Genomic DNA, 22393 nt, shown 5'->3' with positions numbered 1-22393 from the left:
TTGTAGTTTTGGGGGGGGGTGGGGGGTGGGGGCGCGCGCTCCCGCACCCCCCCGCCAGTTTTTATTGGATTCGTGGGAAGCGGGGGGGTGTTTGTTTCCAGCGGCCCGGGGGGGGGGGGGGGGGGGGGGGCGGGGGGGGGGGGGGGGGGGGGGGGGGGGGGGCCCCCCCCCCCTCCCCGTCAGCCCCTCCCCCAGTCGCGATATCCCCTCGAAATCCGTGCCAAGTGTAACCGAAGGGGAGCGCCAAGTGCAAAGGCTGGAAGTTTGCCCAATGGAGGAATTATCTCTCTCAACTTCAGCAGCCTAGCGCTGTGCATGCAAAGTCTGGACCATATCCTTACTTCCAGGAAACGAAAACCCCGGCACAGCTACGCAACGAGACATTCAAGAAAAAAGAAACGGTTTCCCGCCGGCATCCGGCGGTCCCGCCGTTCACTCGTAGAGGACGGGCTCGTCGATTCTCGAGTAATCGACCAGTTCGCCGGACGCGAAGTGGATGCCGAGCTCGCGGGCAGCACTCTCGGGGGAGTCGGATGCGTGGATCACGTTCCGTCCGATATCGAGCGCGAAGTCCCCGCGGATGGAACCCGGGGCGGCCTCCGCAGGGTTTGTGGCGCCGACCATCCTTCGGACGACCGCGACTGCACCCTTGCCCTCCCAGGCCATCAGGAAGCAGGGTCCGCTCATGATATAGGCCTTAAGACCGGGGAAGAAGGGCTTCTCCAGGTGTTCCCGGTATTGCTCGACGACCCGTTCCTCGGGAAGGCGTTCGAGTTTTGCCCCCGCGAGTTTGAGTCCCTTCGCCTCGAACCGGGAGACGATCTCCCCGACGAGTCCGCGCTGGACGCCGTCGGGCTTGACCATCACAAAGGTGCGGTCCATGCCGATCACTCTTTGCCGCGGGCCTTGCGTCCCGCCGCGGTCCACTCGACGCGGCGCGGCACCCGGCCGAGCCTGTAGTTGTTCTGGCACTTTGTGCTGCAGAAGTAGAAGATGGTCCCGTCCCGGCGCACGAACATCTTGCCGGTGCCGGGCTCCAGCCCCTCTCCACAGAAGCTGCAGACGTATTTATCTACCATGGTTACCGCCTCGAGAGTTTCTTGGCCTCACGCTCGGTCTCGAGCAGCGAGAGGATGTCCCCCTCCCTGATAGGGCCCACGGTGTTGCGGGTGATGATCCGCCCCTTGTTCGGGCCATCGAGAACCCGGCACTTCACCTGCTGGGCTTCGCCATGCATACCGGTCATGCCGATGATCTCGATGACTTCTGCGGGCGTTCCGTCGTTTGCCATAATCTATCCCTCACTCTCTCAGTGCAGCTATCTGCTTTGCTATCTCTTCGACAAGGTCCTTTGCCTTGCCGGACTTGACGATAGCGGCGGCTGCCGAGCCGACCTCGAGGCCGCTCGCGGAACCGATGTCGTTCTGCTTCGTGATGTAGACGAATGGGATCTGCTTCTCTTCGCAGAGCGGCGGCAGATGCATGACAATTTCTTCAGGCTCAACGTCCGAACCGATGAGAACCAGCTGGGCGATGTTCCGCTCGACTGCTTTCGTCGCCTCGTTGGACCCCTTCTTCACCTTGCCTGTATCTCTTGCGATTTCAAGGGCTTCAAGGGCCTTATTCTGGATCTCTTCCGGAATCTCGAATTTTACATATGCCTTTGCCATAACTCACCTCTTTCGGGGGCAGCCCTCTGCTGCTCCGTCATCATTCATCAGTAGCGTAGCTGATCGAATGCGCTGTAATATGTCAATAAGAGGAGTGATAAAGGTTTGTCATTTTACCCCGCATTGCGGGGTGTAGTTCCGCCATTTTCACGCCTGCCCGCATGAACGTGGCCGCTGATAGTTTATGCAGGGATCCGGTAGATCCGGACTCCCGGAGCATCGTAGATGAGTTCGAGCCTCTCGGTTGGGAGCGAGACGGTATAGCGTTCGTGCTCTTCGGCACCCACGTACAGTATGGTGGCGTTGTACGCCCGCGCAAGGTCGACGGTCCGCGTCGGCTGCTCGTAAATGGCCCGCACGTCGGCGCTCCGTTCGCTTATACGCCCCTCGTCTCCCCGCCACATATACTCGTGGAACGGCATCCCGATGATCGCCGGGATCCCGGTGAACGACGACACCCGTGAATAGTAGGTGTAATCTCCTCCCTCCGCTTCGACGATGACGTGATCGCCCGGGAGGTCCCGGAGGAACGCGATCGCCGCTGCATCGGAGGGATGCGAACCTTCGAGGTATGCCGCCCCGTCGAGGGTGTGGCTCCCGTAGCCGAAGTCGACGTTGATCGCGAAGGGTGCGGCAAGGAGAGCAACCACGGCCAGGGCCGGCAGCACCCTCTCCATCCGGGCGGAGATATGCCGGTCGATGCGGGCGCTCCGGAGCCACTCCCCGACGACGGCGAGGCTTGCCGTCCCCATCAGGAACCACGCGGGGAGGTAGAACTTGAAGACCGTGTTCATCCGGAAGTAGGTCTCTCCCATGTTGTCCACGAGGTAGACGAGTTCGGTAGCGAGGATGATCGTGAGCCCGAGGATGGCGAGCGTATCGATGGCTGAGAACCGGCGGCGGGCGAGAAGATAGACCAGCGGCACTGCGGCGATGGCCGCCGCCGGGTAGCCGGCGAGCACGAACGGCACCGCGGCGAGCAGGAGGTAGGGCCGCTTCCTGATATCCGGGGCGCAATAGGCGACCAGCACCGCGAGGAAGAACCCATGTACCAGCACGAACTCCACCGGTTCGGAGGGTATGGGGACGATCCCGATTCCCTCGACTCCGGGGCTATTGAGTTGCAGGTAAAACGGCAGATACGTTATGATCGCGAGCGGCGGCACCGTCGCAAGCACCATCCAGGACTTCAGGCTGTCCAGCCTAAGATTCCCGTAGCGCCACCATATCAGGAGGCCGAACACCAGCGTGACCGGGGCATAGACCAGCACGTCCCAGGAGTTGAACCCGGGCATGGACCCGAGGGAGAGGGCGGCGAGCCCGCAGAGGAGTGCCCGCCCCCGAATCGTGAGGGTCCCCCACCGCATATAGACAAAGACCAGGAGGAAGAGCAGGAACCCCTGGTTGAAGAAGCTCATGACGTGCGGGTGCACGTCGCCCCAGAGCATCGAGAAGATCGGATATTCGTTGATGGTGCTTTCGATCGTCCTGGTGCTCCCCCAGAGGACGTCGAACCAGGCATCGCCTATCAGGATATGGTAGATTGCGGAGGGGTTCGGGATGAAGAGCGCAAGCACCGGGAGCCACCGGTAGCGCTCAAGGAGAAGATGTCCGAGGGCGTAGAGCGAGACGACGGAAAGGCCGAACACCGTCGGGAGGGCGAGGTTGAACGCGACCGTCGATGGCACGCCGGATACAAGCCCGAGCGCCCCGTTCATCCAGTAGCCGAGGTAGTAGTAGACGTCCAGCGTCCCCCCCGCGTACCAGGGGTCGAGCGGCGGGACGATAGGTTGCCGCATGATCGAAGCGAGGATGGCGTGGTCCATGAACTTCTCGGCGTAGGAGATGGTCGGGTTGATCCAGCGCACCTCGAGCATGAAGAGGAAGGGAACCAGGAAAGCGAGGTCCCAGGAGAGCGCGGACCGCAGGCGCTCCTTCGTGTAGAACCGCCGCGACCCCATATAGACGATCGCGCCAACGAAGGGCAGGAGGGCGAGCAAGACGGGAAGGCCCGAAAGACCGCAGTACCAGGACCCGAGCGTGAAGAGGAGGGCCGATGCCGGGTACGCGGCGGCGGCCGAGAGGTTGCCGAGGGTGCGGTCGAGTGCCGGCCAGATGCCGAGGTGGAGCACCTTGACGACCGCAAGCCAGAGGAGTACGGGGACGATGAATTCAACCGCCAAACGTATCCTCCTTCTCGATCTCCCTGGAAAAAGCCTTCTTTAAGAGGTCCATCGACCAGTCGCCGAAGTAGTAGATCGACCCGACGCCCCCGACGAGCGTGACCAGATTCTTGATCAGGTGGTCGATGACCGCGATCAGTGTCGCCGTGACCGCCGGGGTTCCCGCGAGCCCGAACGTCAGAGCGAGCGCGAGTTCATAGGTCCCCACCCCGCCCGGGGTGATCGGGACCGCCTTGACGAGGTTGCCGATGACGATCGCGAGGACGACGATGCCGAACGGGACCGGCTCCTGGAACATCAGGACGACCGCGTAGCAGACCAGCACGTCGACGAGCCATATGAGGAGCGATGACCCGCTGAGCATAATGAGGGCCCGGGGATTGAGGGAGGCCCGCTTCACTTCATCGAGCATCCTCTGGACGGCAACGACGATCCGGTTCTCGGACTCCATCCTGCCCGACCAGAGGAGTACGGCAAAGAAGATGCCGCCGGCGGCGAGGGGGACGAGGATGACCGTGATGAACCAGTCGGGGACGTCGAGGACGGCAAGGATGAACGGGAGCGCGAAGGCGCCGAGCACCGCGATCATCAGGATATCGAAGACACGCTCGATGACGAGGGACGAGAATCCCTGTGAGTAGGTGGCGTCGTCCTCGTGCTTCAGGATGAGCATCCGCACAAAGTCGCCGAGGCGTGCGGGAACGATGAGGTTCGCCGTCTGGGAGATGAAGATGCAGGCTGTCGAGAACCAGAGGCTCTTTCCGATCCCAAGTCCCTGCAGGATGAACTGGTACCGGTACCCCCGGAGGACCCAGGCAACAACGCAGATCCCGACGGCGGCAAAGAGGAAGGGTATCACGGCGTGCTCGAGCGTCAGCAGGAGGTCATCCCATACGCGGTAGAGCATGTAGGCAACGATCCCGATCGCGATCAGGGTGGGGATGACGACGGCGCTAACCTTTTTCCACATGGAGCCGCCACCAGAGATGCACAATCGCCGATCCCATCTCAATTACGTCCTTTCTCCGTACCGTCGTCCCCTCCCCCTGCCGCCATCGCACGGGAAACTCCCGTATCCGGTAACCGTTCTTCTGCGCCCGCACCAGCACCTCGGTGTCCCAGAACCAGTGGCCTGCGGTCACCGAGGGAAGCAGGGAAAGAAGGCGGTCACGTCGGAACGCCTTGAACCCGCACTGGTGGTCGTGAAGCGAGCTTCCGAGGATCGTCCGGGTGAGCATGTTGTAGCCCCTGCTCGCGATCTCCCGCCCGCCGCTCCGGACGATAACGCTTTCGGGGAGGAGACGGGAGCCTGTTGCGACATCGTAGCCGTTCCGGATGGCCTCGACCAGTTCGGCGAGGTGCTGCATGTCGGTGGCGAGGTCGACATCGTAGTAGCAGACGATCGATCCCTCCGCCGCGGCAAACGCGCGGTTGAGCGCCCGCCCCCGCCCGAGCCGCTCGTCGGCATGAAGCAGGCGGACCCGGGGGTCTCCCGTCTCGTACTCCCTGACGAACCCCGTGCTCCCGTCGGTGCTCCCGTCCTCGGCGACGAGCAGTTCGAACCTCCCGGGTGCGATTGCCTCCAGCACCTCGAGCGATCGCGGTATGGCGGTCTTGAGCGCCGCAAGGTCGTTGTAGACCGGCAGGACGGCGCTCACCTCGATCTCACGCATCCAAAAACCTCGCGAGAACCCGTTTCGCCACTTCCTGCCCGGCGACGACCGAGCCGTTCATGCTCCGTTCCGGGTAGTTCGGCGGGCTGAACATGCCGGCAAGGAAGAGCCCGTGCTCTTCGTAGGCGGGCAGGCGGTTGCGGAGCCCTGTCGTGTAGACCGGGCCCGCATATGGGTCGACGGCGAGCCGGTGCCAGTGCACCTCGCTTTCGTCGACGGCAAAGCGCCTGCAGAAGTCGGCAAGCATCGACTGCTCGAAGTTCTCCGGGAGCCGGCCGGTAAAGTACGACGCCAGGTAAACGATATGCTCGCCGTACCACTCGAGCGGGGCGAAGTTGGTGTGGGAGACCACCGCACCGTAGGGGGCCGCATCCTTCATATTCAGCCAGTATATGCCGTCGGTCACGTCCCGGTCGAGCGCGAGGGTCATGCAGGCGGCGCCCTGGTAGGGTATCGGGGCGATATCGAGACCGGCAAGGTCGGCAGTCACCTGCGGGGGGAGCGTCGATACGACTGCGTCGTATGGCATCCCGTTGACGAGCCAGCCGCTGCCCTCTCGCCGGATCTCCTCGACGGGAGAGTCCGGCATGATCGAGGCGCCCCGTCTCGCCGCCTCTTCCTCGAGCCGCGCGATGAAGTGCCGGAATCCCCCTTTCAGGTAGCCAAGGCGCTCGCCCCCGGCGCCCCGGTCGGACCTGATCGCGATACGGGATATGAGCCAGGCTGCGGAGACATCGCCCGCACGGTCGCCGAACTTGCTCTTCAAGAGCGGTTCGAAGAACGATGCGTAGATGCCTGAGCCGAGATTATCGAGGATGAAGTCCTTTGCGGTGATCCCGTCGAGCGCTGCAGCGTCGAACCGCCGGGAGCGCAGGGTCAGCAGCCCGAGGCGGGCCTTCTCGGTGAACGTGAGGTGAGGGTAGAGCAGGATCTCGGTCGGAGTGGTGAGCGGGTGGATGGTCCCGTCGACATAGTAGCCGGTGGTGCCCTTGAGCCATTCCAGCCGGTCGGTCACCTGAAGCGTATCGAAGAGGTCGAGCAGGGCGGTATCGCCGGCAAAGCAATGGTGATAGTATTCCTCGATCCAGTAATCCCCGATCCGGTACGAACCGAGGCAGCCCCCCGGAACGGGCCTTCGCTCGAAGAGATCCACCTGGTGTGATCCGGCAATTTCGAGAGCCGAGACCAGGCCGGATAGACCTCCCCCCACAATGCAGACCTTCATCGTTCACCACTATGTCTGAAAATTATAAGAACACTTTTGGGTAATAATGTATACAACGTCTTTATACATAAGCGTGGATATAATTAATTAGTCAATATGAGGGTGTGAAGCTGAATGAGGGTCTTCTTCATAGGATTCGGTCAGGCTGGGGGCAAAATTGTCGATATGTTCATCGAACAGGACAAACGAATGCAGACCCAGAGTTTCAGGGGAATTGCGGTAAACACAGCGCGAACCGACCTGATGGGGCTTAAAAACATCGAGTTGAAGGACCGGCTCCTTATCGGCCAGACGGTGGTCAAAGGCCACGGTGTCGGGACCGATAACGTAACCGGAGCGCGGGTGACTGCCGATGAGATTGATGCCATCATAAACGCTATCGACTCGCGGGGCACGCACGATGTCGATGCCTTCGTCATCATCGCCGGTCTCGGCGGCGGAACGGGTTCCGGGGGTTCGCCGGTACTCGCCCGGCACTTAAAGCGCATCTACCGGGAACCGGTCTATGCGATCGGCATCTTGCCCGCCCCCGAGGAGGGCCGGCTTTACTCGTATAACGCAGCCCGCTCCCTGAGCACCCTGGTGAACGAGGCGGACAACACCTTCATTTTTGACAACAGTGCCTGGAAGAATGAAGGAGAAAGTGTCAAGGATGCCTATAGCCGACTGAACGACGAGATTGTCCGCCGGTTCGGCGTGCTTTTCCGTGCAGGCGAAGTCGGCAAGGCGGGCGTCGGTGAGATGGTCGTGGACTCGAGCGAGGTCATCAATACCCTGCGCGGCGGCGGCATCAGCACCGTCGGGTATGCCATCAGCGAGAAGGTCAGTCCGCGAACGAAGCAGAATCAGGGGCTCCTCTCTGGCCTGATGCGGAAGAAGGAGAAGACCGAGGAGGTGCTGACCGGGGAGGACAAGTCGGCGAAGATCATTGCTCTTGTCAGGCGTGCCATGCTCGGGCGCCTCACCCTGCCGTGTGACTACTCGACGGCGGAGCGGGGGCTCGTTCTCCTCGCGGGCCCCCCGGATGAGATGGACCGCAAGGGCGTGGAGAAGTCGAAGAGCTGGGTGGAGGAGAACATCGCCGGCGTCGAGGTCCGTGGCGGAGACTACCCCGTGCAGAGCGACTACGTCGCTGCGGTGGTGGTTCTTGCGACGATCGGCAACGCTCCACGGATCACCGATCTCCTCGAGATTGCAAAGTCCACGAAGGAAGATGTCCTCAAATCGAAGGAAAAGCGTTCGACCATGTTCGATGACGGCATAGAGCCCCTGTTCGAGTGAGGAGGCGTTATGAAAGCAAACATCAGCAGATGGATCATTCTCCTGCTGGCACTGGTCTGTGTCGTGCAGGTTGCATCGGCGTTCGACATCAAGACCGAGACCGTCAACCCCGCGAGCGGCGCTCTCGAACCCGGCCAGCAGGTGAACGCGCGCTACGTGCTCACCTACGACATGATCACCGACACCGGGAACGATGAGTCGTTCGAGTTCAGCACCGGACTGCAGAACCCCGTCTGGGACTTTATAATCTTCCGCGACGGGGTTGCCATTTATACAACCAAAAAGACCGGTTACTACCCGATCCTGACGGAGTTCGAGATCGCCTACGGTGACGGCGATATCCAACTGGATGCTCAGGTACGTGGCATCGTCCCCTCGAGCGCGACCGGCAAGGTTCTGGTGACCAAGATCGACCATCTGCGGGATGAGGATGTGAAGGACACCCACTCCGTGTCCCGCGACGTCGTGAACGCGGCCCAGGTCGAGGGTTCTCTCTCCGCCCAGCAGCAGCGCCTCAAGGACCTGAAGGCCGACGTGGATGAGAAGGCTGCAGAGGGCGTGGATGTCACCGCCGTCCAGGCCAAGTACAACGCCGCGAGCCAGGCGCTCACCAGCGCTGCGTCGGCAGGCCCGTCACAGGCGGCGAGTTACATCGCCACCGCCAAGACCAATATGGATGAGGCAGATTCGCTCCTCGATAAGTCCTGGGCCGAGAAGGAAGTCGCCAATACCGGCACGACGATCGAGACTCTCGACGGGATGATCACCTACTTCGTCGAGAACCGCTCGATGGCGAGCGATCCGCAGGTGGTCGCCATCATGACCAAGCGCGAGAGTGCTGTCCAGTTCTATTCCCAGGCACAGGATAACCTGAATGCCAAAAACTACCCGCTGGCGCGCTCGAAGGCGGCTGACGGCCTGAACAAGGCAAACGAAGCTCTTACCGATGCGAATACCCTGAAGGAGAAGATCGGCGAGGGGTTCAACTTCGGCGGTAACCTCCTTCTCTACATCGGCATCGGGGTCGTCCTGATCCTCGTTGTCGTGGGCGTCGTCTTCTACCGGAAAAAGACCGGGTGGGACGAGCTCGGATAACCCTGGCAAAACCCCTCCTTTTTCATACCCTTTCTCCCCGGTTCGTACCGGTGTTCTCCCTCAGAGGTGCCTGCTGTTCCGGCTCTCCCGGTGTATATTCTGTAGTTGTCGATGCTATCCTGAAGTCTCTCCGGCGTGGGGGGGATAAGCCCCGTCTCGAAGACCTTCGGTCCTCTCATGCCCACTACGTTTGCACCTCTGCTGCTCAAGCTCCGATCTCGCTCGCACTTCCGACGCTGCTCAAACTCCTGCAGGAACGGCGGTCGCACTCGCCGTCAGCCCCACCCGAAGACCGGGAGGTCTTCTCATGCTCCGGACGTCCCGTCAGGAGTTCGAGCACCGGAGATGCAGTTAATCCGATGGGATGACGAGGTTATGCGGTTGGGTCCACTGAAATTCACTTCCATAAGGGTGAACCCATAGGGGTTTCTTGCGAGGTTTCAGTCCCTTCCCGCCCTCACGTGCGATTGAACGGGCCCGAAAAATCTCCCCGAATGTATACAAAAGAGGGTCCCCGACCCGCCGCATCCTACGTGGTCGTCCCTGCGGGAACTCTCGAGAAGACCTCGAGGTTTCTGCTCCCCATCTTCCCGTCCCGCAGGAAGTAGTACTCAAGCAGTCTCTCTTTGTTCTCCTCGTACGAGAACCAGTAGTTCAGCCGGCTCGTCTTCATCACGTAGCCTTCGAGAGTCGGGTAGGTATCGCCGTCGTGGGTGATCACGAGGTCGAAATCTCCCCCGTAGATCGTCGGTTCGCTCACCTTCTGACTGTAGTAAGCGAGTTTCGAGGCGCGGTCGCCCCGGTAGTACCAGGGCAGCGGCCAGTAGGAGTCGGTCGCGACCGCCACCTTATCCGCGGCGTCGATCTTCGCAAAGACCTCCCGCAGGTCTTCGGAGTTCTGCACCTGCACGATGGGCTCGTTGATGTCTGCAGGGGTGAACGTCACGTGGAACGTCATGGCAACCAGGAAGATGCCTGCCAGGACGGCAATGACCGCCTTCTTCGTGGTCATCATATAGGCCGCGACGAAGATCATGGGCAGGAGCTGGTGGAGGATCAGCCACGGCACCTTCTCGCCGATGTAGGCGTAGACAGTAAGCGAGAGAAGCATCCAGAAGATGGCGAACCGTGCGAACTCTTTTTGCCGGTCGATCGGCCGGAGCTCCCCGGTGCCCGAAAGGATCTCACGAAGCCGATCTTTGAAGCCCTGAGCCAGTTCTATAGGTGGGGCTACAGCCTCAGGGGCCGTTTCTTCCTCTTTGGCCCCCTCTGTTTCCCCGGGGCTCTCCGCATGACCCGTCCTCCGCTCCCTCCAGCGGGAGACGATGCCGGGAATGTCGACGAACTGCAGGACCCCGACCCCGGCGAGGATCAGGATCGGCACCTCGTAGAGGAGGAAGAGCAGGATGTAGAAGTACGGCGGTCCCCCGAGGCGCTGTGCCTGGTGCATCGAAGTCCAGTGCTCGATTGCCCGGAGCCACCCGTCCATGAGCACCTCGGGGTGGGCGCCGAACGACGAGTAGAAGATCGCCATGATCCCGACCGCGACGAGAGCCCCGAGCGCGAGATCCCGGATCCAGCGGGCCGGGAGCCGGACTTTTCTCGTCCAGATCAGGTAGAGGAGGTATACCCCGAAGATCAGGATGATGATCGGCATGTTCTCCTTCGCGGACATCCCGAAACCGATCGCCGCCCCGGCGATGAGCGCGTACTGCATCTTCTGCCGCTCGAAGTAGTAGAGGAGGGCGACGAGGAGCACCATCGAAAAGAAGGCGATGAAGATGTCGTTTCTGAGGAACCGCGAGAAGTAGACCATATTCGGCGATACGGCGAGAAAAAGCGCCGCTACCAGGGTCTGCTTCCGGTCGAGATAACCGAGCTTATAGATCGGGTAGAGCAGCGGGACGAGCAGAGTGCCGAGCAGCGCCGGGAGGAGCCGGCCTACGAGGTCGGAGTCCCCGAGAAGCGAGAAGATCCCCGCCGTCATGTAGTAGAGGAACGGCCCGTGGTACATGGGGTCGTAACTATAGGTTCCCTCGGTCAGGAGTCTGTATGAAAACCACGCGTGAATAGCCTCGTCGTGGTGAAATAACTTTAAATCGAGTGCGTAAAAACGGAGAGCAATTGTGACCAGAAGTATGAGGAGAAAAAGCCCCTCGAATGAGAGTCGTTCACGGGCCCGTGCCGCGAACACGGCGGCCTTCACGCCGCTCTCACCTCAACTCTCCAGCACAATCTCAATGCCGATGTCTTTCGGGACCTGAATGCGCATCAGCTGGCGCAGTGCACGCTCGTCGGCGTCGATGTCGATGAGTCTCTTGTGCACCCGCATCTGCCAGCGATCCCAGGTTGCGGTACCTTCGCCGTCAGGGCTCTTCCTGGTGGGGACCACGAGCTTCTTCGTGGGCAGCGGGATCGGACCTGCCAGATTGACGCCGGTACGCTCTGCTATCTCTTTGATCCTGTCACAGACCATCTCGATTTTTTCGAAGTCGGTTCCGGAAAGACGTATTCTGGCTTTCTGCATGTTTAACCACCAAAAAATTATAGGTACCTTCTTATCTCATCTGCTTGGGCGTGATGTCCATGCACACGCCTGCCGCAATGGTGGATCCCATATCACGGACAGCGAACCGTCCGAGCTGCGGGATCTCCTTGACCTTCTCGATGACCATGGGCTGAGTCGGCCTGATCTTGACGATAGCGGCATCGCCGGTCTTGAGGAACGTGGGGTTCTCTTCCTTGACCTGGCCGGTCCGCGGGTCGAGTTTCTTCATGAGCTCGACGAAGGTGCACGCAATCTGGGCGGTGTGGCAGTGGAAGACCGGGGTGTAGCCGACGGTCAGGGCGCTGGGGTGGTGGAGCACGACGACCTGTGCGATGAACTCTTCTGCAACGGTCGGCGGCACGTCGGCGGGACCGCAGACGTCGCCACGGCGGATGTCACCCTTGCCGATACCACGGACGTTGAACCCGACGTTGTCGCCCGGGAGCGCCTGCGGGATCTCTTCGTGGTGCATCTCGATGGACTTGATCTCACCCTCTTTGTTCGCGGGCATGAAGCTGACCTTCATTCCCTTCTTCATGATACCGGTCTCAACACGGCCGACGGGCACGGTTCCGATACCGGAGATGGAGTAGACGTCCTGGATGGGGAGACGCATGGGCAGAGTTGTGGGCTTCTCGGGTTCGCTGAGCGCGTTGAGTGCAGCGAGTACCGTCGGTCCCTTGTACCAGGGGGTGTTTTCGCTGAGCTTGGTGATGTTGTCTCCAACGAACGCGCTCATCGGGATGAAGCTGATGGCCTCAGGCTTGTAGCCGACCATCTTGAGCAGCTGGGAGAGCTGTTCCTTGACTTCGTTGTAGCGCTTCTCGTCGTACTTGGCGGCATCCATCTTGTTGATCCCGATGATCAGCTGGTTGATGCCGAGCGTACGGGAGAGGAAGACGTGCTCCTTGGTCTGCTCCATCACGCCGTCGGGTGCGGCGACGACCAGCAGTGCGGCGTCTGCCTGGGATGCGCCCGTGATCATGTTCTTGACGAAGTCACGGTGGCCGGGGCAGTCCACGACGGTGAAGTAGAACTTGTCGGTATCGAACCGCTTGTGGGCGATATCGATGGTGATACCACGTTCACGCTCTTCCTTGAGGCTGTCCATGACCCAGGCGAACTCGAACGAGCCCTTACCCTTGGATTCGGCCTCCTTCCTGAACCCCTCGATGATGTGGGGCGCCACGGCTCCGGTCTCAAAGAGCAACCGACCGACGGTAGTAGACTTCCCGTGGTCGATGTGTCCAATTACTGCTAAATTCATGTGGGGCTTTTCAACTGCCATAGATAGTATCCTCCACTCAAATAGGCCTGTCAGCTCGAACAGCCTGCTTATGCGAGTAACTTATACGTATGACGTCCTCCATATAAAGCATTTCTATGCGCGCCAATAGCGCACATTCCCCAAAAACCCCGGGCAATCGACAGAATCTTATTCTCCGGAAATCTACGTTCTTCGTACCATGAAGATACTTGAGTTTCACCGCGACGATGCGAAGGACCGGGTGACGGTAGCATGCGCAGATCGTGAGGTGTCGGTCCACTCCCACTGCGGCTACTGCCGGCACTGTGCCGGTGTCCGGGTGGGCAGACGGACGATCCCGACACCACAGCGGCAGGCTCTCTCCGGCGTGAAGCGGGGTGCAAACCCGGACGAGAACCTGCTGAACGCCGCCATCATGTTCAACACCCTCGTCCGGGACGGTATCGCAATCGAGTGCGAGGACGACGCGGGCGAAGGATTCTCTTCAATGTACCGTCACTAGTTGCCGGTGTCCGTTCCCCATGGGGGCGACTATCGGTCCGGGGCCGCCTCTGTCACCGGTGTCCCGGAGTTTCTCCTTATTACTCCGCCACCGGCATTTTCGGCCCGAACTCTCTTTGGATCCCCTCCGCGAACCTGTCGTACCCGATCTCGTCCATCTGGTCGGCGAGAGGCCTGCCGCTCCAGGCGGTGCGGTAGATCCAGTAGACGATACGGTCGACAACCTCGACGACCTCCTCTTCGGTCTCGACGGTGACGAGTTCCTTTCCTGCGGCGGGGGAGGCTCCGCGCCGGCCGCCGACCGTGATCTGGTAGTGGGCGTACTCGGATTTCAGGAGGTTGTAGGGGCAGGAGTGGATGCAGATGCCGCACTGGACGCATTTACTCTCGTCAAGGACCGATGCACCGTTCTTCAGCGCTATGGCGCACTGTTTGCAGTACTCAACGCAGGTGCCGCATCCCGTACAGAGTCCCGGAATGCGCAGCGGCCTGATCCTGCCGATGATCCCGATATCGTTCAAAAGCGGGCTGTTGCACATGTAGGTGCAGCCGGATATGGCAATGCGGAGCCGTATCGGAAGTTCCTTTCCGAAGACCCGTTCGTCGACCTTCCGTGCAAGATCGATCGTTTCACAATTGGAGTATTTGCACCGTTCCGTGCCCGGGCAGGCCATGATGTTGACGACTTCGTTATACTCTGCCCCGATGGGCGTCCCGTTCTTCTCGAGGGCGTTCGCGATCTTCTTGAGGTTATCGGGGTTCACATGCGGGATCTCCACTGCCTGGCGCATGGTGAGGTGGAGCGAGCCGTCCCCGAACTTCTCGCTGATCTTTGCCAGTTGCTTGACCTGGGCCGAAGAGAGGACTCCTGCCGGAACCCGCACCCGTACTGTCGCATAGTCTGAGTTCCGCTCGGTGATGATCCCTCCCCGGGAATGGAGGGTATAGTCTTGCATCATTCTACAGTAGTAGCGGAGCCGGGATAAAAAAGGTAATTACAGGAGGGCAAGGAGGAGGATGACTCCGGCCCGGACGATCTCGTTTGTGGCGCCGACGACGTCGCCGTTGACGCCGCCGAAGAGCCGGCCGGAGAGGGCGAGCATCAGTGCGGCGATGACGGCCGTGGCCGCGAGGGCGAGCGCGACACTCATCCGGGGCACCGGCAGCAGAAAGAGGGGCAGCGCGAGCAGGATGGTCGGAACAATAAACCACGGCTTTGCAAGACCATGGAGGTAGGAGTGGATCCCCTCCCGGAACGGGACGCCGAGCGTGGTGAGCCAGGACATAGCGACCTTCGCGCAGACCTCGGCGATGAGGATGGCCGCCGGGAGGTGTGCCGCGCTCTGGAGTCCCGCAAACGCGAGGAGCGTGACGACGATGCCCGCCGCGACGGCGCCGGCCCCGGTGGTCCGGTCGGTCATGGCCGCGATCCTCCTCTCCCGGCTTCCGTGGGCCATGAGTCCGTCGCCGAAGTCCAGCAGGCCGTCGAAGTGGTTGCACCCGGAGAGAAGGAGCACCACCGCGACGGCGACGGCCGCGCCCACCGCCGGGGATGCTATCCAGTAGGTGACGGCGGCCGCTATCCCGCCGATGACGTACCCGGCGAGCGGGTAGAGGTAGGAGCGGCGGGCGAAGTGCTCGAAGTCGACCGGTCTCCCGAGGGGGAGCGAGGTGCCGAACTGCAGGAGGGCAATGACGGACTTCACATCGATCCCATCGACTCGCTGTAGAGACGCGACGTACAGCCCGCGATCAGCCCGGCGACGGCGTCGTCGAGGAACGGCCCGAGTATACTCAGGATCCCCGGTTTCTTCTGGTCGTAACGGGTGAACTCGAACCTCGCATAGGTCCCCCCGATCACCTCGGCGATGGCCATCCCGATGATCTCGTCTGAGAGGAGGAAGACCGGGTCGTCGGCGATCTCGGAGTCCTTCCGCTTCACGTAGAGTTCGTCCTCGAGCAGGACGGCGGAAAGAAGGAGCGACGAAATGTTCGGGTCCTCGAGCGCCCTGCCGATCTTCTCATCAAGCCTGCGCGCAGCCTCATCAGCCTCTATCCCGTGGGGAACGTAGAGTTCCATCGCAGCGGCAACGATATCTCTCCTCGCGATGCCCTTTTCTTCCAGCCTGCGCTCTATCTCGAACATTGTTGAAGTGTTTGGGTTGGGGAGGTATTTTTGGGTTTGGTATCAGCGATGCTCGGAGAAGACCGAAGGTCTTCGAACGAGCGGAGCTCGAGAAAACCCGAAGGGTTTTCGAGTAGCGAGGTTCCGCAGGAACCGAGTTTAAGCACCGCAGGTGCGAGCAGCGACGGGCCGCAGGGTGCGACGTTCCAGTGGAACGGAGCAGGAGCACCGAAGGTGCGGGTTGCGACGGATAATGTCCGGAGCTTGAGAGGCCGTCAGGCTTCGAGCTGGAGTCCGAGCACCAGAAGTCCGAACCGCGACGCTCGGGCATACCCGGAAGATGCGCCCACCCTCACACCCGACACCCGCATTCCTCCCGCACCCCAGACAGCAACCTCATCTATCCCCGGCACCCACCCTGTACCAGATGTCTCACCCGTTCCTCTCACAAGATCCACTGATCAGGCCGCACCGCCCGATGATGGCGCTCGTCCTCGGCAATACCATGCTCTCCACCGTCCCCGGCATATCGGGCGCCGGGCCGACCCCGGAAAAGACTCTCCTCACCCCGATCCTGGACGCGGAGCTCGTCACGACCGGCGCGATCACGAGCGTGCCGGCCCGGCCGAACACGCCGACCGGGTGCCCGACGCCGGCGACCATCACCCGGTCCATGGTGGAACTGACCGGTATTGCCCCCGTCCTCATCAACGCGGGGCTCGCCCATACCCCCACCGTCCCCTGCCTGGACGTCTACGGGAGGCCCGGCGGCGATCCCCGGAAGGAAGATGCCGTGCCGCAGGTGGCTGCTCTCTTTGAGCGGGGCGAGACGGTCGGCAGGCTTCTTTCGCAGTACAGCGACTTCCTGATGCTCGGAGAGTGCGTCCCCGGCGGGACGACCACCGCCCTCTGCGTCCTCCGGGCGCTCGGCTACGAGGCCTCGGTCAGCAGCGCGTTTGCAAAGAATCCTCTCGGCCTGAAAGATGCCGTCTGCAGGGAAGTGCTCGCCCGGATTGGCGAGACCGGTGCGGGAGAGCCCCTCGAGATCCTCCGCGCCGCCGGCGACCCCATGATGCCCGTGGCGGCAGGGATCGCGAGCACCTATGCCGGCGAGATCCTCTTTGCGGGGGGAACGCAGATGCTCGCCGTCGCAGCTGTCTTGAAAGCGCTCGGAAAACGGGTGCCGCGCCTCGCGACGACGGTCTACGTCAGGGACGATCCCTCGGCCGGATTCGTCCGGACGGTCGCCGACGTCGGCACCGCCGCGTACTTCGTCGACCCGAACTTCGCCGGCATCGGGCACGTCGGGCTCGCCCGCTACTGTATCGGCGAGGTCAAAGAAGGGATGGGCGCCGGCGGGGCCCTGACGCTCGCGTACCTCATGGGCCACGAGCCCGGGGAGATCACCCGGAAAGTCTTCGATTTCGTCAGCAAGTATGCCTGAGGGAAGGACTATACCCTTTTACATCCACCTATAAGCAATGCTTCCACTCTATGTGGTCAACAATCACGGACAGTTCAACCACCTGATCCTCCGGACGCTCCGTGATATGGATATGGAGGCCACAATGATCTCGAACGTTACGCCACCGGCCGAGGTCGCCCGGGGCTGCCGGGGCATCATCCTCGGCGGCGGCCCGACCCTGGACCGCGCCGGGGTCGCTCCCGCATACCTTGACCTCGGTCTTCCCGTCCTCGGCATCTGTCTTGGGCTGCACATCATGGCGACGGCCCGCGGCGGTGCGGTCCGCCAGGGTGCGAGCGGCGGGTTCGGTGCGGTCGAGGTTGAGATCCTCGAACAGAATCCTCTCCTCCGGGGCTACCCGGATCGGATGCAGGTATGGGCGTCGCATGCGGATGAGGTCTCGGTGGTTCCTGAAGGATTTATCCGGCTTGCAGAGTCGGCCATCTGCGGCGTGGAGGCGATGGCATCTCCCGGTGAGCGCCTCTATGGTATCCAGTGGCACCCGGAGGTCAGCCATACCGTCAACGGACGGCTCCTCTTTGAGAATTTTGACCGGATATGCTCGGAGTAGACGAAGTTGCGAGCCGGGTCGGGTCCTTCGGGTTCCGCTGCCGGGAGTGCGGTGCCTGCTGCCGGCGGGTCGCGGAGGACTCAAACCTCGTGATCGTGAGCCCGGCCGAGGTCCGGACAATCATGGCGGCGACCGGGATGGCCTGGGACGAGGTTGCCGAGCCCTACCCCGACTTCATCGATGCCGGGAACGGCGGGGCGTACACCCTTGCCTGGTGCATCAGGCGCACGGCCGATGCCTGTATCTTTCTCCGGGACGGGCGGTGCTCCGTCTATGCCCATCGTCCCTGGATCTGCCGCACCTACCCGTTTATGCTGATGGACGATGACCTGCGAGTCTCGGAATGCCCCGGCCTCGGCACGCCCCTCTCCCTTCGCGGCGCGCACGATGCAGCGGCCGACCTCTGCAGGCGGCAGGCCGCCGAGGCGGCAGAGGAGGCCGGTATCCGCGTCGTATACCGGAGAGCGACGGTGCCGCCGGGAAAGCGCGCCGTGATCGACAGCGAAGGCGTGAAGGTACTCCATGACTGAGATCCGTCTCGTCGGGACGGCTCATGTCTCGCAGAAGAGCGTCGAGGACGTCCGGTCCGCTATCGAGGAGTTCCAGCCCGACATCGTCGGTGTCGAGCTCGACCGGGGCCGGTTCATAGCGCTCACAGAGGAGGCGGCCGAGCCCTCGGTCACGGAGATCCTGAAGAGCGGGAACTTCGGCCAGCTCCTTGTCCAGTGGGTGCTCACCTACATCCAGCAGCGGATCGGCGCCGAGACCGGCGTGAAACCCGGTGACGAGATGCTGGTCGCCATCGAGGAGGCCCAGGCCCACCAGAAGCCCCTGGCGTTCATCGACCGGGATATCCGGATCACGCTGGCCCGGTTCTGGGGTATGATGGGGATCTGGGAGAAGATCAAACTCATCGGGGCCCTGATCTACTCTCTTGTGAGTGTCGAGGGCCAGGAGATCGACGTGGACGAGTTCACGAACCAGGACGTGGTGAGTGCCGCGATGGAGGAGTTTCGGAAGTTCTCCCCCCGGGGTGCCCAGGCCCTGATCGATGAGCGGGATGCGTATCTTGCTCACCAGATCCTGATGCTCGGGAGCCGTTATGAGCGGGTGCTGGCGGTCGTCGGTGCCGGGCACATCCAGGGGGTGCAGCGCTACCTTGACGCACCGGAGACGCTGCCGCCGCTCCCGGCCCTGACCGCCGGGGTGAAAGGCCTGCCGTGGGCAAAGATCCTCGGGACGGCGGTCACCGCTCTCTTCCTCCTCCTGATCGTCGCCATAGCCTTCTCCGGCGTGGGGTTCGACGTTCTGCTGACCGCTCTCCTCTACTGGATCGTGATCAACGGTGTCTTAAGCGCCGCGTTCACGCTGATAGCCGGTGGGCATCCCCTCTCGGCAGTCACGGCGTTTGCCGTCTCCTGGCTGACGTCGCTCAACCCGCTGCTTGCGGCGGGATGGTTTGCGGCCATCGTCGAGGCGAAGATAAGGAAGCCTGCTGCCGGCGAGTTGCGGCAGATCATCGAGGCGGAGACCTTCTCGGAGATGCGGAAGATCCCGCTCTTCCGGGTGGTGCTGGTTGCAGCCCTCGCGAACGTCGGGAGCACGCTCGGGACCGTCCTCTACTTCCTGTTCATCTTCCCGGTCCTCGGGATCGATCCGGCCGTGGTCATCGTCGACGGCTTCTCGAACATGCTGCAGATGATACAGGGCCTCTTCTAGGCCCGCTCCTCCGCCGGGGACATCCCCATCTCCGTTTCCCCAAGGTATTTAGGCCTGGAGTGCCCACCATCGTTGCATGAGTCCGATAGGTGGAACGGTTAATCTCGGTGTCACCGTGATACGGAGCAGGCACAGCGTGCGGAAGTACAAGGACAGTCCCGTCGAGGATAAGACCGTCAAAGACGCCCTCGACTGCGCGCGCCTTGCCCCTACTGCGAGAAACGAGCAGCCCTGGCTATTTGGGACCGTCAGGAACCGCGATACGCTGCGGGCGATTGCGGACCTGGCCGAGAATGCCCGGTTCATCGCCGATGCACCCATCTGCTTCGCCGTCTTCGGGAAGAGGGATGCGAAGTACTACCTCGAGGACTGCTGTGCAGCGACGATGCAGCTCCTCCTCGCGCTCCAGGCATGGGGGGTCGGGTCCTGCTGGGTTGCGGGAGAGAAGAAGGACTACGCCGAGGATGTCCGGAAACTCCTCAACGTCCCGGAGGAGTACGCACTTGTATCCCTCGTGCCCGCGGGATACCCCGAGGAGATCAAGATCACGAAGAAGAAGATTCTCGACGAGGTCGCGTTCTTCGAGCGTTATGAAGAAGAATAGGCTGATATAACACGAATTACCTCTTTTATTACGCTTCGGAAGCCCCGGTGATACTTATACTCACCTCTCAGACGTCGCTCTGTTTTGCCGGGCAGTAGGGGCAGAGAGCATTCTCGACGTCGTCGGCCTTCTCCCGGATGGGACAGAGGTACTCCCCGTCCCTGACCTCGACCTCGAGCCCGCCGGGAAACGGCGTGCCCGTCGGGTGGCCGGGGCGCCCGAGGACGAACATGTTGAAGGCGGCGAGAAGGAAGTAGAGGAGTTCGAGGTGCCGCTCACCCTCATCCTGTGTAAGGCACGTCTTTTCGACCATTCGAGCGAATTCCTGGAACTCCTCCGCGAGCGGCTCATCCGACATGTCCGGATTGCCCCGGCGCATGCTGGCGATGAGGGTATGATGCGTCTCAAAGATCATTTCGATCATCCGGGGATAGAGGCGCCGCCGGTATCCGGCGGGAACGGACCGGAGATCCTGCTCCACCCTTCCCCGCACCGCCTGGAGGTCGAAGAGCGAGTAGTCCGAAACCTCCCTGTAGAGAATCTCCGCAAGTTCCGCCCGGGTCGTTGCCGACCGCAGGCGGTCACAGTTCCGGCGGACGTCCGTCTCTCTTCTCCCCGTGCTCATGGCGTCCCAGATGATCTTTGATCGCGGGATGTATCAGTTCTTCCCGTGTGTACGCACCATTTAGAAAAATTTATAAATGTAGGAAGGCAACTTCCTTCCTATGGGTTGCGAAAACATCCTACGGGTTGACCGGAGGCCGGGGTATGATTGATACCGGCGCTACGGCGTTTATCCTCATCTGTACGGCTATGGTCATGCTGATGACGCCGGGAGTAGGGCTCTTCTACGGCGGGCTCGTGCGGCGGAAGAACTTCATCTCCATGCTCGCGCTAGCGTTCATCGCGTTCGCCCTCGTCAGCATCCAGTGGGTCGTCTTCGGCTACAGCCTGGCCTTCGGCACCGATATCAACGGGCTGATCGGGGGCCTGGAGTACGCCTTCCTGGAGGGCGTCGGGATGGAAGGCGACGGGATTCCGGACCTGCTCTTTATGGCGTTCCAGATGGTCTTTGCGGGCCTCACGCTTGCAATCGTGACATCCGGGGTCGCGGAGCGGATAAAGATCAGTTCGTTCGTCGTCTTCGGCCTGCTCTGGACGACGCTCGTCTACGACCCGCTTGCCCACTGGGCGTGGGGCGGCGGATGGGCCGCGCAGTTTGGGGCGCTCGACTTCGCCGGCGGCACGGTCGTCCACATCAGTTCCGGCTTCTCGGCGCTTGCGCTTGCGCTCGTCATCGGAAAGCGTCTCGGGTTCGGTTCGCACGGCATGGAACCGAACAACATCCCGATGGTCCTCCTCGGCGGGGCGCTCCTCTGGTTCGGGTGGTTCGGATTCAACGCCGGTAGCGCTCTCACCGCGGACGGCCTTGCAGCAAACGCGTTTGTCGCAACGAACATCGCGGCCGCTGCCGGGGCTCTCGCCTGGCTCTGCGCTGCCTGGATTCGCGGCAGGCCGGGTTCGGTCGGGATCATCAGCGGTGCCATCGCGGGCCTCGTCGCCATCACTCCGGCAGCCGGATTCGTCACGCCCATGGCTGCCATTCCGATCGGCGCCGCTGCCGGCCTCGTCTGCTACGGTGCCCTGCTCTTCCGGGTCCACAGGGGCCTGGATGAGAGCCTCGATGCATGGGCAATCCACGGTATGGGCGGCATCTTCGGCGCTCTCGCAACCGGGGTCTTCGCCGCCGCGGCAATAGGGGGCGTGGATGGTCTGCTCTACGGGAACCCGGGTCAGTTCCTCATCCAGCTCGCCGATGTGGCCGTGGTCGTGGCGTACTCGTTCGGCGCGACCTACGTCATCGCGAAGATCATCGATGCGGTGATGGGCCTGCGCGTCACCGAGGAGGAAGAGTATGTCGGACTGGACATCGCCCAGCACGGCGAGTCCGTGCGGGTGTGAGGTGGTGCGGATGAAGATGGTTACTGCAGTCATCAGGCCCGAGATGTTCGATGTCGTGCGAGCAGCACTCGAGGTGGAAGGCATAAACGGGATGACCGTGAGCGAGGTGATGGGTCGGGGGGCCCAGAAGGGTATCGCCCTCCGGTTCAGGGGGAAGACGATGCCGGTCGAGCTCATCCCGAAGGTGAAGATCGAGATGGTCGTCCAGGATGCCGATGTCGAGAAGGTCATCAGGACCGTCCGGGCGAACGGCCGGACCGGCAAGCCGGGCGACGGCAGGATCTTTGTTCTGCCTGTCGAGAGCATCTGCAGGGTGCGGACGGATCTCGATGATCCGGCCGACCCGTAACCTTTTTTGGGTTGTTCTGGAGTGGCTTTGGTCGGAGCAGTGTAGCGGAGGTGGGGGCAGGCGAGCAAGTATGGAGACGATATGAGTCGTGATAAATAGCACCCTCAAACGATGAAAAACCCGGTGCAGTGGACCGTGGGAGCATCGCCACGCAC

Annotated in this window: 25 protein-coding genes; 10 read left to right on the top strand and 15 right to left on the bottom strand. The window is 61.9% G+C overall.

All coding sequences use genetic code 11. The annotated features are described in order from the left end of the window. Positions 1 to 432 precede the first annotated feature (432 nt). The 8 genes from ndk to DIC75_RS12220 all read right to left on the bottom strand — a co-directional run bounded on the left by ndk (position 433) and on the right by DIC75_RS12220 (position 6751). On the bottom strand, positions 433 to 882 hold the full coding sequence (gene ndk / locus DIC75_RS12255; protein WP_250988320.1) for a nucleoside-diphosphate kinase: 450 nt from the start codon (positions 880 to 882) through the stop codon (positions 433 to 435). 5 nt (positions 883 to 887) lie between these two features. Then, the gene (locus DIC75_RS12250; RefSeq protein ID WP_250988319.1) at positions 888 to 1079 is read right to left on the bottom strand and encodes a 50S ribosomal protein L24e; all 192 of its coding nucleotides are present in this window, start codon (positions 1077 to 1079) and stop codon (positions 888 to 890) included. Positions 1080 to 1081: 2 nt separating this feature from the next. Then, entirely contained in the window at positions 1082 to 1291 is a 210-nt protein-coding gene (locus DIC75_RS12245; RefSeq protein WP_011843564.1) for a 30S ribosomal protein S28e, read from the bottom strand. Positions 1292 to 1301: 10 nt separating this feature from the next. Continuing rightward, entirely contained in the window at positions 1302 to 1670 is a 369-nt protein-coding gene (gene rpl7ae / locus DIC75_RS12240) for a 50S ribosomal protein L7Ae (RefSeq protein WP_250988318.1), read from the bottom strand. A 182-nt stretch (positions 1671 to 1852) separates the two neighbouring features. Continuing rightward, on the bottom strand, positions 1853 to 3853 hold the full coding sequence (locus tag DIC75_RS12235; protein ID WP_250988317.1) for a DUF2298 domain-containing protein: 2001 nt from the start codon (positions 3851 to 3853) through the stop codon (positions 1853 to 1855). Further along, positions 3843 to 4823: a lysylphosphatidylglycerol synthase transmembrane domain-containing protein gene (locus DIC75_RS12230; protein WP_250988316.1), complete on the bottom strand. Its 981-nt coding sequence runs from the start codon at positions 4821 to 4823 to the stop codon at positions 3843 to 3845. Before DIC75_RS12230 ends, DIC75_RS12235 begins: the two co-directional genes overlap by 11 nt. Beyond that, the gene (locus DIC75_RS12225; protein WP_250988315.1) at positions 4807 to 5526 is read right to left on the bottom strand and encodes a dolichyl-phosphate beta-glucosyltransferase; all 720 of its coding nucleotides are present in this window, start codon (positions 5524 to 5526) and stop codon (positions 4807 to 4809) included. Before DIC75_RS12225 ends, DIC75_RS12230 begins: the two co-directional genes overlap by 17 nt. Continuing rightward, on the bottom strand, positions 5519 to 6751 hold the full coding sequence (locus DIC75_RS12220; protein ID WP_250988314.1) for an NAD(P)/FAD-dependent oxidoreductase: 1233 nt from the start codon (positions 6749 to 6751) through the stop codon (positions 5519 to 5521). Before DIC75_RS12220 ends, DIC75_RS12225 begins: the two co-directional genes overlap by 8 nt. Before the next feature lie 114 nt (positions 6752 to 6865). Here DIC75_RS12220 and DIC75_RS12215 point away from each other — a divergent pair, with 114 nt between their 5' ends. Both DIC75_RS12215 and DIC75_RS12210 read left to right on the top strand, forming a co-directional pair. Next, positions 6866 to 8032, top strand: a complete 1167-nt coding sequence (locus tag DIC75_RS12215; RefSeq protein ID WP_250988313.1) for a tubulin/FtsZ family protein — start codon at positions 6866 to 6868, stop codon at positions 8030 to 8032. Between the two features lie 9 nt (positions 8033 to 8041). Continuing rightward, positions 8042 to 9127: a hypothetical protein gene (locus tag DIC75_RS12210; protein ID WP_250988312.1), complete on the top strand. Its 1086-nt coding sequence runs from the start codon at positions 8042 to 8044 to the stop codon at positions 9125 to 9127. Between the two features lie 529 nt (positions 9128 to 9656). Here DIC75_RS12210 and DIC75_RS12205 read toward each other — a convergent pair. The 3 genes from DIC75_RS12205 to tuf are packed head-to-tail and all read right to left on the bottom strand — an operon-like array spanning position 9657 to position 12963. Next, positions 9657 to 11333, bottom strand: a complete 1677-nt coding sequence (locus tag DIC75_RS12205) for a flippase activity-associated protein Agl23 (protein WP_250988311.1) — start codon at positions 11331 to 11333, stop codon at positions 9657 to 9659. Between the two features lie 12 nt (positions 11334 to 11345). Continuing rightward, positions 11346 to 11654: a 30S ribosomal protein S10 gene (gene rpsJ, locus DIC75_RS12200; protein ID WP_011843573.1), complete on the bottom strand. Its 309-nt coding sequence runs from the start codon at positions 11652 to 11654 to the stop codon at positions 11346 to 11348. 31 nt (positions 11655 to 11685) lie between these two features. Then, positions 11686 to 12963: a translation elongation factor EF-1 subunit alpha gene (gene tuf / locus DIC75_RS12195; RefSeq protein ID WP_250988310.1), complete on the bottom strand. Its 1278-nt coding sequence runs from the start codon at positions 12961 to 12963 to the stop codon at positions 11686 to 11688. 178 nt (positions 12964 to 13141) lie between these two features. Between tuf and DIC75_RS12190 the strand changes: the two genes are divergently transcribed. After that, entirely contained in the window at positions 13142 to 13444 is a 303-nt protein-coding gene (locus DIC75_RS12190) for a hypothetical protein (RefSeq protein ID WP_250988309.1), read from the top strand. A gap of 79 nt (positions 13445 to 13523) precedes the next feature. Here DIC75_RS12190 and DIC75_RS12185 read toward each other — a convergent pair whose 3' ends face one another. Genes DIC75_RS12185 through DIC75_RS12175 form a run of 3 tightly spaced genes read right to left on the bottom strand, consistent with a single transcriptional unit; the run spans position 13524 to position 15589 of the window. After that, complete coding sequence (locus tag DIC75_RS12185) at positions 13524 to 14402, bottom strand: ferredoxin-like domain-containing protein (RefSeq protein WP_250988308.1); 879 nt, start codon at positions 14400 to 14402, stop codon at positions 13524 to 13526. Positions 14403 to 14438: 36 nt separating this feature from the next. After that, positions 14439 to 15149, bottom strand: coding sequence for an adenosylcobinamide-GDP ribazoletransferase (cobS, locus tag DIC75_RS12180; RefSeq protein WP_250988307.1), 711 nt, complete (start codon positions 15147 to 15149; stop codon positions 14439 to 14441). Continuing rightward, positions 15146 to 15589 (bottom strand): phosphatidylglycerophosphatase A, encoded by a 444-nt coding sequence (locus DIC75_RS12175; protein WP_250988306.1) that lies wholly within the window; start codon positions 15587 to 15589, stop codon positions 15146 to 15148. The genes cobS and DIC75_RS12175 overlap by 4 nt, the downstream gene beginning before the upstream one ends. A 406-nt stretch (positions 15590 to 15995) precedes the next feature. On the opposite strand from DIC75_RS12175, the gene cobT reads away from it, so the two are divergent. From cobT to DIC75_RS12150, 5 genes are all read left to right on the top strand, one after another. Beyond that, positions 15996 to 17012 carry a nicotinate mononucleotide-dependent phosphoribosyltransferase CobT gene (gene cobT, locus DIC75_RS12170; RefSeq protein WP_250988305.1) on the top strand — a complete coding sequence of 339 codons (1017 nt, stop codon included), beginning with the start codon at positions 15996 to 15998 and terminating at the stop codon, positions 17010 to 17012. Between the two features lie 37 nt (positions 17013 to 17049). Next, positions 17050 to 17604 (top strand): GMP synthase subunit A, encoded by a 555-nt coding sequence (locus tag DIC75_RS12165; protein ID WP_250988304.1) that lies wholly within the window; start codon positions 17050 to 17052, stop codon positions 17602 to 17604. Further along, positions 17592 to 18134: a YkgJ family cysteine cluster protein gene (locus DIC75_RS12160; protein WP_250988303.1), complete on the top strand. Its 543-nt coding sequence runs from the start codon at positions 17592 to 17594 to the stop codon at positions 18132 to 18134. The genes DIC75_RS12165 and DIC75_RS12160 overlap by 13 nt, the downstream gene beginning before the upstream one ends. Further along, positions 18127 to 19323, top strand: a complete 1197-nt coding sequence (locus tag DIC75_RS12155; RefSeq protein WP_250988302.1) for a TraB/GumN family protein — start codon at positions 18127 to 18129, stop codon at positions 19321 to 19323. Before DIC75_RS12160 ends, DIC75_RS12155 begins: the two co-directional genes overlap by 8 nt. Before the next feature lie 76 nt (positions 19324 to 19399). Continuing rightward, positions 19400 to 19927 carry a nitroreductase family protein gene (locus DIC75_RS12150; protein ID WP_250988301.1) on the top strand — a complete coding sequence of 176 codons (528 nt, stop codon included), beginning with the start codon at positions 19400 to 19402 and terminating at the stop codon, positions 19925 to 19927. Positions 19928 to 19994: 67 nt separating this feature from the next. On the opposite strand, the gene DIC75_RS12145 is transcribed toward DIC75_RS12150, so the two are convergent. Continuing rightward, the gene (locus tag DIC75_RS12145; RefSeq protein WP_250988300.1) at positions 19995 to 20552 is read right to left on the bottom strand and encodes a DUF2115 domain-containing protein; all 558 of its coding nucleotides are present in this window, start codon (positions 20550 to 20552) and stop codon (positions 19995 to 19997) included. A gap of 143 nt (positions 20553 to 20695) precedes the next feature. Here DIC75_RS12145 and DIC75_RS12140 point away from each other — a divergent pair, with 143 nt between their 5' ends. Together DIC75_RS12140 and DIC75_RS12135 are read left to right on the top strand one after the other, a co-directional pair. Then, positions 20696 to 21889 (top strand): ammonium transporter, encoded by a 1194-nt coding sequence (locus tag DIC75_RS12140; RefSeq protein ID WP_250988299.1) that lies wholly within the window; start codon positions 20696 to 20698, stop codon positions 21887 to 21889. A 10-nt stretch (positions 21890 to 21899) separates the two neighbouring features. Further along, complete coding sequence (locus DIC75_RS12135) at positions 21900 to 22238, top strand: P-II family nitrogen regulator (protein ID WP_250988298.1); 339 nt, start codon at positions 21900 to 21902, stop codon at positions 22236 to 22238. Positions 22239 to 22393: the final 155 nt, after the last annotated feature.

Source organism: Methanoculleus oceani (assembly GCF_023702065.1).
In the GTDB taxonomy this organism is placed as follows: Archaea; Halobacteriota; Methanomicrobia; order Methanomicrobiales; family Methanoculleaceae; genus Methanoculleus; species Methanoculleus oceani.
This window is presented reverse-complemented; position numbering and strand designations above follow the sequence as displayed.